We start from the raw sequence: 16,073 nt of genomic DNA on the forward strand, positions 1-16,073 counted from the left end.
CACTTTTGTCCGAGATCACTCCGGAACCGGCCGGTCCGTACCCGTATTCGTGCAGGCCACAGAGTGATAACGGCGAACAACTGTCGGGTGGTTGGCGCCGTCTACGCCGACATGAAGATTTCTTTCCTGATTCACAACGCCTATGGAATCGGAGGCACGATCACCACCACGTTCAACCTCGCCGGGGCGCTCGCCGAGCGGCACGACGTGGAGATCGTCTCCGCTTTACGCCACCGCGAGCATCCCAACCTCGTCCTGGACCCCCGGGTGCGGCTGCGCGCGCTGGTCGACCTGCGCAAGGAGGAGGACCATCCGCTGCACCAGAGACCGGCGAAGGTGTTCCCGTCCGCCGAGTACCGCCACCGCCAGTACAGCGAGCTGACCGACCAGCGGATCGGCGAGTGCCTGGAGGCGATCGACACCGACGTCGTCATCGGCACCCGCCCCGGCCTCAACGTGCACATCGCGCGGCAGGCCCCGCAGCGCGTCCTGCGCGTCGGCCAGGAGCACCTCACCCTCGACAACCACCCGCCCGCGCTGCGCACCGCGCTGCGCCGCGCCTACCGCCGCCTCGACGTGATCACCACCGTCACGGAAGCGGACGCCGCCGCCTACCGGCGCAAGATGTGGCTGCCCGGCGTCCACGTCGAGGCCCTCCCGAACAGCGTCCCCGACCCCGCGGTGCCGCCCGCCGACGGCACCGCAAAGATCGTCATCGCCGCGGGCCGGCTGGTCCCGGTGAAGCGCTACGACCTGCTCATCGAGGCGTTCGCCCAGGTCGCCGCCGCGTTCCCGGACTGGCAGCTGCGCATCTACGGCAAGGGCGAGGAACAGCCCAGGCTGCGGGACCTCATCGAACGGCTCCGCCTGTGGAACAACGTGTTCCTGATGGGGGCCGCCACCCCCATGGAGGCCGAGTGGGCCAAGGGTTCGATCGGCGCGGCCGCGTCCAACTTCGAGCCGTTCGGCATGACCATCGTCGAGGCGATGCGCTGCGGACTGCCCGTCGTCAGCACCGACTGCCCCTACGGCCCCGGCGAGATCATCGAGGACCGAGCCGACGGCCGGCTGGTACCGGTCGGGGACGCCGACGCCCTCGCCTCGGCCCTGCTGGAACTCGTCGGCGACGACGAACGGCGCCGCCGCATGGGCCGCACCGCCCTGGAGAACGCGCGCCGATTCGCCCCCGGCCCCGTCGTCGCCCAGGCCGAACGCCTCCTGGAGGACGCCCTGGCGGCCCGGACCACGAGCCGACGGACCTCACCTCCGCAGGACCACCACCGGAGCAACAGCGCACTGATCGGCCGGAGCCACGCCGCCCGCGACGCGGCCCACGCCGCGGCCGTCGGCGCACTCCGCGCGATACGCAAGGGACGCCGATGACCACGCACCTCGACACCCACCTGCGCACCCACTGCGCGATCGACACGGACGGCCGCATCACCTTCCGCCTCCCGCCGGCCCCGGCTGCCCACCCCCAGTTGCTCCTGAGGCTGCGCCCCAAGAAGGGCCGCCCCGAGACGACGCTCCACCTGCTCGACCTGAAGCCCGGCCGGGCCGACGGCGACCTGCACGCCGTGCTGGAACCGCACCCGGCCCTCGACGAAGGCCGCTGGGACCTGTACCTGCTCCCGGCACCGGAAGCCGAACGACAGCGGCTGCGCCCCGGCCTCAAAGACCTGCGCGCCCTCGTGGACGGCCACCTCCGCGACCGGCCCTCACCGGTCGCCGTCAGAATCCCCTACGTCACGAAGGACGGCTTCCTCGCACTCAGGGCCTGGCGGCGCACCGCCCACGCGGAGGCCCGCGCCATCGACGTCACCCAGCAGGCCCTGACGGTCGAGGCCCGCCTGCACGGCGCCGAACTCCGTGCGGACGCCACCGTACGGCTGCGCCTGCGGGGGACCGGCACCGTACGGGACCTGCGCCCCCGGATCGACGACGACGGCAGAGGGTTCTCCTTCACCGCCGACCAGGAGGACCTGACGGGTGGCTCCGAAGCCCCGGGCCGGATCTGGGACGCCTTCGTCCGGCCCACCACCGGCGCGCCACCGATAAGGATCGGCCGGCTTCTCGACGACGTGGCGGACCGCAAACACGTCTTCGTCTACCCGGCACTCACGGCGGGCGGATCCATCTCGCGCCCCTACTACACCGTCGACAACGACCTCGCGATCGAGGTGACACCGGCCGAATCGCCGAAATGCCCGAAATGAAAATTCCTGGACCTTCGGATGGCCATTTCGTCGGTACCACGCGACAGGCATGTGTGGATTCTGTGCAAAGCGGCGGCAAAAAGGTCAGGCGCTCGTTCGCAACTGCCGTAAACACGAAGGGGACTTGCGGCAATAACCAAACTCAAGTACCTAGATGAATCATGAACCTGTTCAACCGCGTCGTGCCGTCCCGCCGGCAGACGCCGCCAGTCCCCCCACAGCGTCCCGCCGGCGCACCGGCTTCCCCCACTGCGGTCCTGCCCGACCCCGACCTGGCGAATCTCACCGGCGAATGGGTCGTCGATCCCGCTCACAGCAGGATCGGCTTCTCCGTCCGGCATGCCATGGTGACCACCGTGCGCGGTTGTTTCCTGGAGTACGAAAGCCTCCTCTACTTCGACGCGCGCAACCCCGCCCGCTCGCGGGCCGACCTCACCCTGTTCACCGCCAGCGTCGACACCGGGGTGGAACAGCGCGACGCCCACCTGGTCGGCCGGGACTTCCTGGACGTCGCCACCTATCCGCGTATGCGCTTCACGAGTACCGCGGTGGAACAGGCGGGCGCCGACCTCTTTCGCATGTCGGGCGAGCTCACCATCAAGGGCATATCGCGGCCGGTCGTCCTGGAGATGACCTACATCGGACACGTCACCGACCCCTTCGGATACGAAAGGGTCGGATTCGACGGCACCACCACAATCAACCGCTCCGACTGGGGCCTGACCTACAACAGCAGACTGGCCGAGGGAGGCGCGATGGTGAGCGAGAAGGTGCGTCTGCAACTCGACATCGCCGCCATCCGCACGGCCTCGGCGGCCGGCTGACCGCGCCGGTCACGGCCGCAGGCCTCACGGCCCGGCGTCGCCGGGCCCGGCCAGGACGCGGAACGTCGCCGGGCCCAGCGTGATCACCCCGTCGCTCAGCGGCGTGCACCGCACACCGCCCCGCCCGCGCAGGGCGCGCTGGGCGCCGGGGCCGATGGTCACGTCCATCCAGGCGCACGGCCGGGCCGGCCGGTGCACGGCGAACACCACCGGTCCGGTGCCGCAGTCGAGGGCGATCGTCGATCCGACACAGGAGTCGATGTCGACGCCTCTGAGCAGGACGTTGCGGCGGGTGTGGCGGAGGTCGGCGTCCGCCGGGAGGTTCTCCGCGGCCATGAGGGTCACCGCAGCGTTCCGGTGGGCCGGCCTGGCGTAGTAGCGGTCGCCGACCAGCCCCAGGCCACGACGCACCTCCACTCGGGGGACGCGCTCGTCGGACGGGCCGGGTGAGGGGCCGTCCGACGGCCGTCCCGCCAGCCGGTGCGCGGGCGACACCAGCAGCTGCAGCACCTCCACCTCGGTCATGGCGTCAACCCTATGCCTCGGTCACCACCGCCCGGCGGACCCCCGCAGGCGTACGGTCACTCGTCCTGCCTCCGCCCGATCCCCCTGTCCTCCAGAGGGGCCCGGCCGTCCGCCGACTCGCCCGCGGTGAGGTGCTCCAGGACCTCGACCAGTTCCTGGCACGCGCGCTCCACCGAACGCCGGGTGTGGATCTGCTCGGTGATCACGGCCGACAGGATCAGGGCCGTCAGCGCCATCGCCCCGTTGAACGCCTGGAGCTTGATCATCACCTCCACCCTGGTCAGCCGTTCGAACGGCCCGGACCGGTCGGTCGCGGCCACCGTGGCCATGACCGAGGCGAACAGGGCGCAGAGCATGCTGCCGGCCAGCTGGAAGCGCAGCGCCGCCCAGATCAGCAGGGGATAGACGAGGAAGAGCAGACTGACGGAGCTGTGTGCGGCCAGCGGTACGACACAGCAGATGACAAGCGCCAGGCCCGAGGCCTCCTTCCAGCGCGACAGGCGCATCGGCGGGCGGAGGCGGGACAGCAGGAGAAGTACCGGGGTGACGATCAGCACGCCCATCGCGTCGCCCACCCACCAGGCCAGCCACACCGCCCAGAAGGCCGGCCATTCGAGCCTGCCCGTGGCGAGCAGGATGCCCGCGCCGGTGGTCGAGCTGATCAGCATGGCGGTGAACGCGCCCAGGAACACCAGGGCGAGACCGTCCCGCAGACGGGCCAGATCGGTACGGAAACCCGCCCGGCGCAGCAGCAGGTACCCCGCGACGGGGGCCGCCGTGTTGCCCGCCAGGACAGCGAAGGCCCAGGGGCTCAGGGAGGTGAGGGAAAGGATCACGAGGAAGGCGCCCAGGGCGATCCCCGGCCAGCAGCGCAACCCGAAGATCAGCAAGCAGGCGACCGAGACGCCGGTGGGGGGCCAGATCGGGGTGACGACCGAGCCCTCGACGACCAGTTCCCGCAGCAGGCCCAGGTGCCCCGAGACGTAGTAGCAGGCGGCAACGGCCGGCGTCTGCAGAGCGACGACGGCCGACATACGCGGATCCCGGCTACCCACCACAGCAGTCATGAGACACCGAGGCCGCCGCGGCGGCGAGGTGAGAGCAGGGGCCCTGCGGCCCTATGGCTGAGCCAGCCCCTGCGGCCCCATTGCTGAGCCCGCCGCTGCGGACCTATGGCTGAGCCTCCGGCCCGTCGAAGCCGACCACCAGCACGGCGGCGTCGTCGTCGTGCCCCACCTGCTCCGCGCCCTTGATCAGGGCGGCCGCGAGCGCGTCCACGTCCATGCCCGCCGCCGCCGCGATGCCCGCGAGCCGCTTCACCTGGTCGAGGCCCTCCTCGAGCCGCAGGCAGGGCCCCTCCACGACACCGTCCGTGACCAGCACGAACATGCCACCCGTGGTCAGCTCGTACCGGGTCACCGGATACGACACCCCCGCCTGGATCCCCAGCGGCGGTCCGCCCTCGTCCACGGTGACGCCGGACTTCCCGTCGGCCGTTGCCCAGACGCAGGGCAGGTGCCCGGCCCGAGCGCTCTCCAGTACGCCGGCACACGGGTCGAGCCGTATGAAGGTGCAGGTGGCGAACAGATCGGAGCCCAGGGACAGCAGCAGCTCGTTGGTCCGGGCCAGGACCTCGCCCGGCTCGCTGGTGACGGAGGCCAGGGCCCGCAGCCCGGCCCGCACCTGCCCCATGAAGGCGGCGGCTTCGATGTTGTGGCCCTGGACGTCACCGATGGACAGACCGATACGGCCGTCTCCCAGTGTGAAGGCGTCGTACCAGTCGCCGCCCACGTTGAGCCCCTGGTACGCGGGCGCGTACCGCACGGCGAGATGCAGCCGGCGGGCGACGGGCAGATCGCGCGGGAGCATGCCGCGCTGCAGTGCGATGGCCAGCTCGACCCGCGACCGCTGCATCTCGGCCTGCGCACGCGCCTGAGCCGTCAGCGCCCCGAGCCGGGTCAGCAGCTCGTCGCCGTCGTCCGTCGTGCCGGTGCGGGACATTGATCACTCCGGCGAGGATGGCCACGGTCGGTGACGACCCTCGAAGCAAATCATCTAATTTGTGTCCATAGGAGGATACGTGGCTGAGGCCCCGTCGACGACTCGTGCTCCCCGCGCCCGCCCGACCGCCGCCAGCACGAAGGTGACGCTGATCAGCAACGCCCAGGCGCCGAACTTCTCCACCCCCACCGGCTCCCAGCCGTGCTCCTGGTACGGATAGCGCCAGGCACCGACGAGGGTGGCGAGGTTCTCCGCCACCCACAGGAAGAAGCCGATCAGGACGAACGAGAGCGCCAGCGGCATCCGCCGGCGCACACCCCGCACCGTGAAACACACCGACGTCCCCGCGGTGACGGCCAGCAGCAGCCCAGCCAGCACCCAGCGGGCATCGGGCAGCCAGTGATGGCTGAAGAAGTTGACGTAAACGGCCGCGGCCACCACCGCCGTCGCCCGCGGCCGGTAGCGCACGAGCCCGAGATCGAACAGATGCCACGCCCGGCACACGTAGCTGCCCACGGCCGCGTACAGAAACCCGCCGTACAGCGGGACCCCGGCGAACTTCAGCACGCCCGGCTCCGGATAGCTCCACGAACCGAGCGACACCTTCACCAGCTCGAAGGCCAGGCCGATGACGTGACAGACCGCGATGACGGCGATGTCCCGGCCGTTCTCCCAGCCACGCAGCCAGAACAGCAGCGTGAGCAGCACGCCGTAGACGACCAGCAGGTCATAGCGCGCCACGGGCAGGTCGGGCAGCAGGGTGGACACGGCCACGCCGGACAGCAGCGCGATGGCGAACGCGCACGCCCGGGTCTGCTTCAGGCGAAGTCGAGCAGCTGCCGGACCGGCGCGGTCCCGGGGCCGGTGGAACGTGCAGGGATCATGGTGCCCTGTAGGACGGGCCCGCGCGCCTACCGGTTGCAGCGGCCCTCCCCGGCCGGCACCCGTCCCTCACCGGCTGCGCCGCCCCGGGCTGCACCGCCTCCGGCTGCGTCCCGGGCTTCGGCCACGGCCTTCCGCAGCAGCCCGGCAAGACGCTCATCCGCGTCAGGCGCGGCGCACAGCACCCGCAGTGCGTGTTCCAGGTACCGTCGCCCCGGGCCACGCCACCACAACAGATCGGCGACACGTCCCGGCAGCCCGCCCGCACGGACGTGAGCGAGCCTCTCGCCCCGCCGACGGCACGCACGGCCGTGCCGCGCCAGACGCCGGGACGGCCATCGCAGCACGCGCGCCGCACCCACGACCGTGCCGACGAGCAGCGGCGCGTACGCCCGATCCACCGGACGGGCGTCGGCGAGCTCTGCGGCCAGCGGCCACAGGGCGTGCCGGGTGGCGTCACCGACGCTGTCGTTGACCACGCGGACCAGAGCCGCGAGCGCCGGATGCGTACCGGCCGGGCTGTCGGTGAACCCGCCGCCGGCCAGCAACGCGGCGCTCTCCATCAGACAGGCGCCGTCGTCGGGGTGCAGGTGCGCGAAACGCCCCGGCACCGGAAGGCCGTGCGGGGGAAAGTCGGTCATGTGGGCCTCCGGGCTGGGATCAGAGACCGGTGACGGCGTGCAGGACGAGGTAGATCGCGGCGGCGGGAATCCCGGCGCCGAAGAACGTGAGCACCCAGGCGGTGACGATGGAGCGGGCCACTTGCCAGCGTACGGCCGAGGCGCGCCGGGTGGCACCGGCGCCCAGAATGGCCGCGGTGATCGTCTGCGTGGTGGAGATCGGCGCCTTCACCAGGAACGCGGTGGTGTAGAGGACGGCCGCGGCGGCGGTCTCGGCGGCGAACCCGCGCGGCGGATCGAGATGCACGATGCGCCGGCCGAGGGTGGTGATGATGCGACGCCCGCCGCTGTAGGTACCGGCCGCCATGGCGGCCGCCACGGCGGCGATCACCCACACCGGAACCGAGAAGTCGTCCTGCCAGCCCGCCGTGACCAGGGCGAGCACGATGACCCCCATGGTCTTCTGGGCGTCCTGCAACCCGTGCCCCAGGCCCATCGCGGCGGCGGAGACGGTCTGTGCCATACGGAAGCGGCGCATGGTCCGCCGGGGCGTCGAACGACGGAACACCCACAGGATGGCCACGTGCAGCGCATAGCCGAGAGCCACACCGACCAGCGGGGAGAGCAGCATCGGCAGGACGACCTTGTCCACGATCCCGGACCAGTGCACGGTGGCGGAGGCGGCGAGCGCGGCACCGACCAGACCGCCGATCAGAGCGTGTGAGGACGAGGTCGGCAGCCCCCGCCACCAGGTGAACACGTTCCAGCCAATGGCTCCGAGGAGCGCGCACATGACCAGCAGCAGACCAGATTCGTCCTCGGGCGCACCGATGATGCCGCTGCCGACGGTCTGGGCGACCTCGGTCCCGAGGAAGGCGCCGCAGAAGTTCATCACCGCGGCCATGGCCAGCGCCACACGCGGCGTCAGGGCCCTGGTGGAGATCGAGGTGGCGATCGCGTTCGCGGCGTCGTGGAAGCCGTTGGTGAAGTCGAAGGTCAGTCCCACGATGATGATCAGCACCACCAGGGTGAGCTCCATGACCGATCACCTTTCCGCAGCCAGAGCGCCGGACCGCCACGGGCGCCGTCGGCGCACGGATCCATCGTGCCGCTAAACCCCCGGACGGACCCGCCCGGAGCAGCGGTAGTGGGACGAGGGGAGTCGGTGATCCGTTTTACGGTGTCCTGGTGCAATCTGTTCCGAAATGGGTTCTTCTGTCGTCGGCGTCCGCCCCCGTGGTGTTGATCATCGGCTGGATGGCGGCGGCGGCACTGCAAGGGCCCGGGTACGACCCGGCCGCTCAGACCATCAGCGTCCTGGCGGCCCCCGGAGGCTCGGGCTACTGGGTGATGACCGGCGCGTTCATCGCCCTGGGCGCCTGCCACCTGCTCACCGCCTGGGGACTGCGCCCGGCCGCGACCCCCGGCCGGCTGGCCCTGGCGGCCGGGGGAGTGTCCGCCCTGGCGGTGGCCCTGGTCCCGGCGCCGAGCAGCGGCGGCTCCCTGAGCCACGGCTCGATCGCCGCCGTCGGCTTCGCCGTCCTGGCGGCATGGCCCGTCCTGGCCATCCGGACCGGCGGCGGTGTCCCATGGGCCCTGCGGCCCGTGCCGTCCCTCGGAGCCACCGCGGTGATGGCGGTGGGCGCGGCATGGTTCCTGCTCGAGACGCATCTGCACGGCGTCGCCGGCGTCGCCGAACGCGCCGTCACGACCCTCCAGTCGGTCTGGCCGTTCGTGGTAGCCCTGTCCTGCCTGCGCCACTCCACCCGCGAGGCGCCCCCGAGGTGACGCGACACGCCTCAGTCACGACGAAACCCTTGCCCGACATGCCGCATCGCAGGAACGCCGTGCGTACCACATCGCAGGAACGCCGTACGTACGCGCTTGGTACGCGAAACCGACGCTCCGCGCTAGGGTTGCGGATCAGGAGGTGCCCTCATGTCGGAGCTGTTCGACGCGGTTGATGCGCTGGTCGCGTCCCGCTCCCCGCTGCCGCCCCCGGCGGAACGCAAGCGGCTGCGCCAGGCCCACGGCCTGACGCTGGACGAGGTGGCCGCCGCGCTGCAAGTGCGGCGTGCGACGGTCAGCGGCTGGGAGGTCGGCAAGACCGAGCCGCGCCCGCCGGAGCGCGACGCATACGCCCGCATGCTGAAGCAGCTCGCCCAGCTCTACCCTGCCGCCAACGCCGCGGCGCCCGCGCAGGACACATCCGCTCCCGAGACGCCTGCCGCCCCTGCCGCGCCGGCGCCGTCGGCGGCCCAACCGCCCCGGGCGCGCACAGGATCCGCAGGCCCGACCCCCGAGGCCCCTCCCGGGAACGCCGCGCCCCGCCCCGACGCCCCCGCCGCTGTGCCGCGCCCGGCGGCATCGACGACCAGGCCGTCGTCGACGTCGCGCCGCCCCGGCACCACGAAGGCGGCCCCGGCGAATCTCCCGGCCTCCGATGCCGACCCGCGGTTCGCGAACGGTCCGTTGCTCGTCATCGACGCCGACGACGGCGCCCAGGTGATGGGCTACGGCATCGGCGGCCTGGTCCTCGACGTGCCCGCCAAGTCGCTCCCGGCTCTGGTGGAGTGGACGCTGAAGGAGGCTCAGCTCGGGGCAGGAAGGCTGCACGGCTCCGGCAAGGATGCCGACCCCCTGCTCGTGCTCACCGAGAGCGCGTGCGAGCGGTACGGGCTCCCGGTGGCACTGTCGGACGCCGAGCGGCTCACCGGGCGCCTCCCGGACGGCCACAAGGTCATCAAGCAACTCGAGCGGGCCGACTGGCAGCTGACCAAGCGCGGGTTCGGGCCGTGGGCGCGGATCTACCGCCCTGCCCGGGGCCGTCAGCGCCAGTGCGTGCAACTGTGCATCCCGTCCTGGGGCGCGCTCGACGCCCGCACCTGGGGCCACGCCGCGCAGCTCGGACCGGCGGAACTCGCCCGCGTGCTCGGCACCTACGCCGCCCGCGTGATGACACCGCGCGGCTCGACCGCCGTCACCGGCCTGGAGCTGATGACCGCCCTCAACCCGCCGACCCGAGCGAGCGAGGCGGACGAGACGGGGAAACGGCACAAGGAACACCGGCCCGGCTCGCTGGGCGAGCACCCGATGGACTGCGCACCGTGCGAGGCCCCGGACGGGCATCCACTGCTCGCCGGCCTGCCCCGCTTCCACCAGCGGGGCCCGGACGAGATGCTCTTCGAGGAGGCGTACGACTGGGCACGTGAGCTCACCGACGCCGAGTGCATGCAGCGGTACCTGGTCGGCATCGACGTCAACCTCGCCTTCGGCGCTGCCGCCAATGGTGCCGTCGTCGGCCTGGCGACGCCGCCCGTGCACGTCACGAACCCCGTCTTCGACCCGACGCTGCCCGGCGCATGGCTGGTCGATCTCTCCCACGTAGACCTCTCCCGCGTCCTGGTCGGCAAGCAGTGGCGCCGGCTCGACAGCGCGTTGCTGCCCAGTCCGTTCACGCCGACCGGCGAGCGCCCGGAGGGCCCGGCCTGGTACGCGACTCCGACGGTGGCGTACGCGGTGGAGCTCGGTTACGACGTCGCCCCGACCGAGGCCTGGGTCAGGGAGGACAAGGGCAGGTTCCTGGACGGCTGGTACAAGCGGCTGCGTAACGCGTACGTCGACACCATGGCGGACCTCGGCGTGGGCGAGAAGCTGCGCCCACCGGAGTTCCTGGAGGCCATGGAGGGCTACCGGCAGCGCGATCCCGAGATGGCGATGGTCCTGGACGCGGTCAAGTCCACGGTGAAGGGCGGCATCGGCAAGCTGCGTGAACGGGCGCGTGGCGGCGGCTGGAAGCCCGGGCAGCCCTGGCCGGCCCTGTCCCGCCCGACCTGGCGGCCCGACATCCGCGCCGCCGTCATCTCGCGGGCCCGGATCAACATGCACCGCAAGATGCTCAACCTGGCCGCGGGGACCGGCCGGTATCCCGTGGCGGTCCTGTCGGACTGCGCCGTCTACGCCGCGGAGGGGCCCAGTCCGCTCCACGTCCTGCCGTACGACGCCGACGGCAAGACGGTGCCCGGCAGCTTCCGGCTCGGGGTGTCACCGGGGATGGTCAAGCACGAGGGCACGCAGACCACCCTGTGGGCCGAAGCGGTGCGGGAGAAGTACGGCCAGGTCCTCAACCTCGCCCGCTACATCAAGACCGGTGAGGTCACTGCCAAGGACGACGGAGAGTAGGGGAGCGAGCCCATGGACACGGTCGGGGACGGTCTCGACGCCGCGCTGCGCAAGGCGTTCACGCGCCCGATCCCCAAGAGCGCGGGCGCGCAGATGCGCTACCTGGTCAGACAGCTCAAGGGCACCAGGCCGGTGGCCGAGTTGCTCGGCATCACCCAGCGCACCGTCGAACGGTATGTGAAGGACCAGATCAGAACGCCCCGGCCCGACCTCGCGCAGCGCATGGAGCGCGAGGTCAGGACGAGGTGGCAGCCCCAGATCCGGGCCAAGGCCAAACAGGCCGCGGCCACCACCGGCGGCATCGTCATCGACACCCGAGCCCGGTTCGGCTACACGGCCGCCCCCGGAACCACCGACGACGCCCGGCTGCGCCACCTCACCGTCGCTCTGCCCCCGCAGTACGCTGCCCGCCTCTTCGAGACGAAGGAGGCCGGCGGCACGGAACAGCAACTGCGCGACATCGCGGCAGAGGCACTGGGCGAGGTGTACTTCCGCGACAACGGCCGCCGCGCCCATGGCCTCGAAGTCGAGTTCACCGACGTGGAGCACCTCGAGTTCGACCTCTGACACCGCCGGAGATCTTTAATCCGCTGCTCGAGAAGACCGTGGCCCCTACAGTGAAGCCCAATGACACTCCTACATGTCCATGACTACGGGGGCGATGGCCCTCAACTGGTTCTGCTGCACGGTTTCTCACGGTCGCTCGCCGACTGGGACGCCGCCGCCACCCTCCTCACCGCCGGGCACCGTGTCCTCGCCGTCGACCTCCCCGGCCATGGCCGCTCTCCCGGTATCTCCCCCTGGACCCTGCCCGCCGTGGTGCGGCACCTCGCGGACACACTCGACGCGCATGGCGTGCCGGAGGCCGTCGTGGTGGGCCATTCGCTCGGCGGCATCGTCGCGGTCGAGTACGCCCGGGCGAACCCGAACCGTGCCCGGGCCCGTGCCGCCGTGAACCTCGACGGCTTCTGGTGGGGACGCGAGTACCCCGGCGCCCACCGGGTGAGTGAGGTGCTGCTGGCGTCCGCCGGGTTCGTCGCGCCACCCGGGTACATCGAGGAGAAGGTCGTCTTCTCCGCCCGGCTCGGGATTCCCGCCGACCGTGCGGAGGCCGCTGCCCGCGCCGCCGCGCGTCCCTTGCCCGACGGCAGGTGGCAGACGCTGCCGGAACGGTCGGCGGCGCTGGAGATCCAGCACGAACTCGAAAAGCTCGGCGAGCTCGGTGTCACCACATGGCTGGACGGGCTCGACTGCCCGCTGCTGCTGGTCCAGGCCGGTCGACGGCCGGCGCCGGCGCCCGGAATGGAGTGGTTCGCCGATTTCAGCACTCGCTTCGCGCAAGAGGTCTCCGACGAGCTGGCCGCGCTCTCCCGCAGCTGTCCGACGATCACCGTCGACACGATCGACGCCACCCACCCCATGAACCTGGAGACTCCGGAAGCGGTGGCGACGCTGGTCGCCGACTTCGTTCGAGGACTGGTTCAACCGTCGCACCAGCAGCCGTCGAACATCTCCTAGCGCCTGCGGAGCGGGTTCGCCCAGCGCACGGGTGATGCGCACGAGAGCGGCCGCGGCGTGCAGGCCGGCGAACAGCGGCAGGCGCCCGTCGCGGTAGCCGTCGAAGAAGGCGTCGAACCGCGCCCGGTGCACGGACGCGGGCCGGCCGGTGTGGTCGGTCAGGTCGCGCACGGCGTAGGCGACATCGGCGGCGTACCAGGAGAGGGCGGCCTCGCCGAAGTCGTAGGCGATCGGCCCGCCCTCTGTACGTGTCGGGCACGAACCGCAGATAGCGCCGCCGGCCGTTCCACGGGAGCACGAACACATGCCGACAGCCACAAGCCGATTACGAACGGGGTCCACCGCGGTTCGAGGTGTAACGCGGGGCTGCTCGCGCGGCGCAGAAGTAGGCAGAAACGGGCCAGTCCGAGGCTGAATTCAAATGCCGGGGGCGACCGTTGTAAACCTCTCACGCGCGAGATTGGGATTTCTTGTGAACAACACCGACCCGGTTTCCGGATACCAGGCCTACGACCCGTCCCCGGGGCATGGCCGCCCCGCGCGCGACCAGGCCACGTCGCGGCGGGTAGCCCTTGCCATCTGCACGATCGCCGACATCGCGGCGGGATTGCTGGGCCTGTGGATCGTGCTCTACCTGCTCGACGCGAACCAGGCGAATTCCTTCGTCGAGTTCGTCCACGGGGTGGCGGACTGGCTGTCCGGATGGGCACAGGACATTTTCACGATGGACACCGAAGGGCTGCGCGTTGTCCTCAATTACGGCCTCCCGGCGGTCATCTATTTGCTGATCGGCCACGGAATCGCTGCCCGACTCAACCGGGCCTGATGGCATTACCGGGGTCGAACGACATGGGCGTGGGGCGGGCGGTTCCCCGGTGCCGAGGCGGCAGCCCGCCCCGCCCCCGCCCCCGGCAGGAGCCGTATCACTCCTCGTCGCGTAGCCGGGCCGCCAAGGAGGCCGGCGACTCGGCCTCGTCCGTGTGGCCCAGGGCGGTGAGGGGGGTGACCGCCGCGTCGAGCCGGGTGAGCGTGACCCGCCACAACCGCCGTGGCAAGCCACCCTCCTCGAATGCGTGGACCTCTCGAAGGTCCCAGCCATGGGCAAGGTCGTCGACCAGTTCGCGAGAGAAGAAGTGGACGGCGAACCCGCCGTGCTCCCAGATGTCGTCGCCGTGCCCGATGCCGTCCCGGTAGTGCGCGTCCCCGGTATGCCGCACGGTGTAGACGAACGCACCACCCGGGCGCAGCACCCGGCGCACCTCGGCGACCAGGGCACGGATCTCCTTGGTGGACAGCGCCATGCACAGCAGCATGTGCGCGAACACGGCGTCCATCGACGCGTCCGCGAGCGGCAGCGGCTCACGGGCGTCGTGCGAGGCCGTCATGACCCGCCCGGACACGCCTTGAGCGTCGGCGGCCCGGCGCAGTTGCTCCAGTCCGGCCGCACTGAAGTCGGTAGCCAGTACGGAGAAGCCCTCGCGGGCGAAGAACAGCGCGTCACGGCCGTGCCCGGCGCCCAGCTCCAGCACCTCGCGGGCGCCGGCGGTCCGGAACACCGCGGCGGCGTGGACAGCGGCCTCGGACGGCTCCTCGCCGTACATCCCGGGATGCGCGCCGTAGGTGAGCTGCCAGTGCTCGCGCTGTGCCTCGGACAGCTGCTGCTCGTGCCCCGTCATGCGGACACCCCTCTCGCTGCCCTGTGCCACGGAGTCACAGTGCCGGCCTGGATCCACCCCGCCCGCGGTGCCGATTGACCGGAGGCTGCTTCCGTTGGGAGGGCGTAGCCGGCCGGCCGACGTACGCCACGCTAGGGCCCACGCCGACCGGCTGGCGTGTCAGCCGGCGAGATCGGCCTTGCCGAACAGGAGGGCGTAGCCGGAGGGAAGCCGGCTGAGGATCTGGTTCAGCTCGCCGCCGCTGACCGCCTCGGCCAGGGCCGTCAGGACGGCGCTGGCGTCCCACTCGGCGGTGCGCGGCCGGGCGCCGATGCGCTCGGCGACCCTGCGGTAGAACTCCTCGATCCCGAAGCTCTCGGCCTGCTGCGGCTTGGCATCCGCGAGTGCCTGTCCGAGCGGTCCGGGCAGCTGGGAGACGAGGTCATCGACCTCACCGGGGCTGATCCTCTTGGCCAGCACGCTCAGCACGGCCTCGGTGACCTCCGCGGCCTCGTCCTGGCTGCGGTATTCGCCGAGCTCGCTTACGCGGTCGAGGTACTCGTGGTACTGCATCGTTCGTCACCTCCGCTTGCCGGAGCGTCGCAGGCGTCTGTGTGATGCCCGCCTCTTTCCCGGTACCCAGGTGATCGACGTGTGCGCCGAGCGGGCACCAGGCCCTGTCAGCTTCGCGCGATGGGGAAGGGCTGCGCGCCGCCGGCGGTGGCAGGGCGCACGCCCCGGTCGCCCCCGTGCGCGCTCCTCGCCGGTGGAGCCGGCCCCGCGACCTCCACGTGGGCCGGGCGCAGCAGGTGGCCGCCCAGGCGATAGCCCGGCCGGAGGACCGCCGAGCAGACCAGGTGGTCCCGGTCGGGCGAGACGTGGTGCGCCACCGCGTCGTGGCAGGCGGGGTCGAACGGATCGCCCACCTCGCCGAACGACGTCACGCCCAGCGAGCCGAGCTGCTCCTTCAGACTGCCGGCGACGTCCTCCAGTCCCGGCGTGAGCGGCTCGTGCGCACACGCCCGGTCCACCGCGTCCAGCACGGGCAGCAGCGCCCGGAGCACGTTGGCCACCGCGATCTCCCGTACGGCCAGGCGGTCCCGCCGGACCCGTTTGCGGTAGTTGTCGTACTCGGCCTTCACCCGCTGAAGGTCGGCGGTCCGCTCCTCCACCAGGCGCCGCAGCTCCGCCAGCTCGGTGTACTGCGGCCCGCTCCCGGTCATCGTCAGCCAGCCTCCGGCTTGTCATCGTCGACGATCTCGGCCTCCACCACATCATCCTCGGACGAGCCGCCGGCCGCACCACGGTCCGCGGTCGCCCCGGCGGCACCCGCGGGCTCCTCGGTTCGCGACCTCTCGTACAACGCCGTGCCGATCCGCTGCGCGGCCTGCGCCGTACGCTCGATCGCCTGCCGGATCTCCGCGGTGTCGTCTCCCTTCAGCTTCTCCTTCAGGTCTGCCAGCGCCGTCTCCGTCTCGCTCCTCGCGTCCGCCGGGATCTTGTCCCGGTTGTCCGTGACGAGCCTCTCGGTCGAGTACACGAGCTGCTCGCCCTGGTTGCGGGTCTCCGCGGCCTCGCGCCGCCGACGGTCCTCCTCGGCGTGCTGCTCGGCCTCGCGGACCATGCGGTCGATGTCGTCCTTGGGCAGGG

The 16,073-nt window shown here is 71.4% G+C and carries 18 protein-coding genes; 8 read left to right on the forward strand and 10 right to left on the reverse strand.

The window, feature by feature from the left end:
* Positions 1-111: 111 nt before the first annotated feature.
* From GTY47_RS02850 to GTY47_RS02860, 3 genes are all read left to right on the forward strand, one after another.
* The gene (locus GTY47_RS02850; protein ID WP_029181061.1) at positions 112-1,383 is read left to right on the forward strand and encodes a glycosyltransferase family 4 protein; all 1,272 of its coding nucleotides are present in this window, start codon (positions 112-114) and stop codon (positions 1,381-1,383) included.
* Positions 1,380-2,216, forward strand: coding sequence for a hypothetical protein (locus GTY47_RS02855; protein ID WP_010038233.1), 837 nt, complete (start codon positions 1,380-1,382; stop codon positions 2,214-2,216). The genes GTY47_RS02850 and GTY47_RS02855 overlap by 4 nt, the downstream gene beginning before the upstream one ends.
* A gap of 161 nt (positions 2,217-2,377) precedes the next feature.
* Entirely contained in the window at positions 2,378-3,040 is a 663-nt protein-coding gene (locus GTY47_RS02860) for a YceI family protein (protein ID WP_010038235.1), read from the forward strand.
* A gap of 24 nt (positions 3,041-3,064) precedes the next feature.
* On the opposite strand, the gene GTY47_RS02865 is transcribed toward GTY47_RS02860, so the two are convergent.
* The 6 genes from GTY47_RS02865 to GTY47_RS02890 all read right to left on the reverse strand — a co-directional run bounded on the left by GTY47_RS02865 (position 3,065) and on the right by GTY47_RS02890 (position 8,107).
* Complete coding sequence (locus GTY47_RS02865) at positions 3,065-3,565, reverse strand: molybdenum cofactor biosysynthesis protein (protein WP_010038236.1); 501 nt, start codon at positions 3,563-3,565, stop codon at positions 3,065-3,067.
* Positions 3,566-3,621: 56 nt separating this feature from the next.
* Positions 3,622-4,599 carry an MASE1 domain-containing protein gene (locus GTY47_RS02870; RefSeq protein WP_010038238.1) on the reverse strand — a complete coding sequence of 326 codons (978 nt, stop codon included), beginning with the start codon at positions 4,597-4,599 and terminating at the stop codon, positions 3,622-3,624.
* A 136-nt stretch (positions 4,600-4,735) separates the two neighbouring features.
* Entirely contained in the window at positions 4,736-5,566 is an 831-nt protein-coding gene (locus tag GTY47_RS02875) for a PP2C family protein-serine/threonine phosphatase (protein WP_010038240.1), read from the reverse strand.
* 54 nt (positions 5,567-5,620) lie between these two features.
* The gene (locus GTY47_RS02880) at positions 5,621-6,340 is read right to left on the reverse strand and encodes a DUF817 domain-containing protein (protein ID WP_010038242.1); all 720 of its coding nucleotides are present in this window, start codon (positions 6,338-6,340) and stop codon (positions 5,621-5,623) included.
* Between the two features lie 137 nt (positions 6,341-6,477).
* Positions 6,478-7,089, reverse strand: a complete 612-nt coding sequence (locus GTY47_RS02885; RefSeq protein WP_010038246.1) for a hypothetical protein — start codon at positions 7,087-7,089, stop codon at positions 6,478-6,480.
* Positions 7,090-7,108: 19 nt separating this feature from the next.
* Complete coding sequence (locus GTY47_RS02890) at positions 7,109-8,107, reverse strand: inorganic phosphate transporter (protein ID WP_010038248.1); 999 nt, start codon at positions 8,105-8,107, stop codon at positions 7,109-7,111.
* A gap of 149 nt (positions 8,108-8,256) precedes the next feature.
* Between GTY47_RS02890 and GTY47_RS02895 the strand changes: the two genes are divergently transcribed.
* From GTY47_RS02895 to GTY47_RS02915, 5 genes are all read left to right on the forward strand, one after another.
* Positions 8,257-8,856 (forward strand): DUF998 domain-containing protein, encoded by a 600-nt coding sequence (locus GTY47_RS02895; protein WP_029181063.1) that lies wholly within the window; start codon positions 8,257-8,259, stop codon positions 8,854-8,856.
* A 150-nt stretch (positions 8,857-9,006) separates the two neighbouring features.
* Positions 9,007-11,250: a helix-turn-helix transcriptional regulator gene (locus GTY47_RS02900; RefSeq protein WP_010038252.1), complete on the forward strand. Its 2,244-nt coding sequence runs from the start codon at positions 9,007-9,009 to the stop codon at positions 11,248-11,250.
* 12 nt (positions 11,251-11,262) lie between these two features.
* Positions 11,263-11,817, forward strand: coding sequence for a hypothetical protein (locus GTY47_RS02905; protein WP_010038254.1), 555 nt, complete (start codon positions 11,263-11,265; stop codon positions 11,815-11,817).
* Between the two features lie 60 nt (positions 11,818-11,877).
* A complete protein-coding gene (locus GTY47_RS02910; protein WP_010038257.1) occupies positions 11,878-12,768 on the forward strand; it encodes an alpha/beta hydrolase in 891 nt (296 codons plus the stop codon).
* Between the two features lie 472 nt (positions 12,769-13,240).
* Positions 13,241-13,594: a hypothetical protein gene (locus tag GTY47_RS02915; RefSeq protein WP_010038259.1), complete on the forward strand. Its 354-nt coding sequence runs from the start codon at positions 13,241-13,243 to the stop codon at positions 13,592-13,594.
* A 97-nt stretch (positions 13,595-13,691) separates the two neighbouring features.
* Here GTY47_RS02915 and GTY47_RS02920 read toward each other — a convergent pair whose 3' ends face one another.
* From GTY47_RS02920 to GTY47_RS02935, 4 genes are all read right to left on the reverse strand, one after another.
* A complete protein-coding gene (locus GTY47_RS02920; RefSeq protein WP_010038262.1) occupies positions 13,692-14,444 on the reverse strand; it encodes a class I SAM-dependent methyltransferase in 753 nt (250 codons plus the stop codon).
* A 159-nt stretch (positions 14,445-14,603) separates the two neighbouring features.
* Positions 14,604-14,996, reverse strand: a complete 393-nt coding sequence (locus tag GTY47_RS02925) for a DUF2267 domain-containing protein (protein WP_010038264.1) — start codon at positions 14,994-14,996, stop codon at positions 14,604-14,606.
* A 107-nt stretch (positions 14,997-15,103) separates the two neighbouring features.
* On the reverse strand, positions 15,104-15,646 hold the full coding sequence (gene grpE / locus GTY47_RS02930; RefSeq protein WP_010038266.1) for a nucleotide exchange factor GrpE: 543 nt from the start codon (positions 15,644-15,646) through the stop codon (positions 15,104-15,106).
* A 2-nt stretch (positions 15,647-15,648) separates the two neighbouring features.
* The coding region (locus tag GTY47_RS02935; RefSeq protein ID WP_078602795.1) for an Hsp70 family protein at positions 15,649-16,073 on the reverse strand (425 nt) is incomplete at its 5' end.

It is taken from the genome of Streptomyces sp. SID5464 (assembly GCF_009862985.1).
GTDB lineage: Bacteria > Actinomycetota > Actinomycetes > Streptomycetales > Streptomycetaceae > Streptomyces > Streptomyces chartreusis_D.

Excerpts from the sequence above, each read along its gene's own strand:
- GTY47_RS02900 (WP_010038252.1), top strand. The coding sequence starts at position 9,007 with ATGTCGGAGCTGTTCGACGCGGTTGATGCGCTGGTCGCGTCCCGCTCC.
- GTY47_RS02920 (WP_010038262.1), bottom strand. The coding sequence starts at position 14,444 with ATGACGGGGCACGAGCAGCAGCTGTCCGAGGCACAGCGCGAGCACTGG.
- GTY47_RS02860 (WP_010038235.1), top strand. The coding sequence starts at position 2,378 with ATGAACCTGTTCAACCGCGTCGTGCCGTCCCGCCGGCAGACGCCGCCA.
- GTY47_RS02910 (WP_010038257.1), top strand. The coding sequence starts at position 11,878 with ATGACACTCCTACATGTCCATGACTACGGGGGCGATGGCCCTCAACTG.
- GTY47_RS02865 (WP_010038236.1), bottom strand. The coding sequence starts at position 3,565 with ATGACCGAGGTGGAGGTGCTGCAGCTGCTGGTGTCGCCCGCGCACCGG.
- GTY47_RS02885 (WP_010038246.1), bottom strand. The coding sequence starts at position 7,089 with ATGACCGACTTTCCCCCGCACGGCCTTCCGGTGCCGGGGCGTTTCGCG.
- GTY47_RS02905 (WP_010038254.1), top strand. The coding sequence starts at position 11,263 with ATGGACACGGTCGGGGACGGTCTCGACGCCGCGCTGCGCAAGGCGTTC.
- GTY47_RS02925 (WP_010038264.1), bottom strand. The coding sequence starts at position 14,996 with ATGCAGTACCACGAGTACCTCGACCGCGTAAGCGAGCTCGGCGAATAC.
- GTY47_RS02850 (WP_029181061.1), top strand. The coding sequence starts at position 112 with ATGAAGATTTCTTTCCTGATTCACAACGCCTATGGAATCGGAGGCACG.
- GTY47_RS02855 (WP_010038233.1), top strand. The coding sequence starts at position 1,380 with ATGACCACGCACCTCGACACCCACCTGCGCACCCACTGCGCGATCGAC.
- GTY47_RS02890 (WP_010038248.1), bottom strand. The coding sequence starts at position 8,107 with ATGGAGCTCACCCTGGTGGTGCTGATCATCATCGTGGGACTGACCTTC.
- grpE (WP_010038266.1), bottom strand. The coding sequence starts at position 15,646 with ATGACCGGGAGCGGGCCGCAGTACACCGAGCTGGCGGAGCTGCGGCGC.
- GTY47_RS02875 (WP_010038240.1), bottom strand. The coding sequence starts at position 5,566 with ATGTCCCGCACCGGCACGACGGACGACGGCGACGAGCTGCTGACCCGG.
- GTY47_RS02870 (WP_010038238.1), bottom strand. The coding sequence starts at position 4,599 with ATGTCGGCCGTCGTCGCTCTGCAGACGCCGGCCGTTGCCGCCTGCTAC.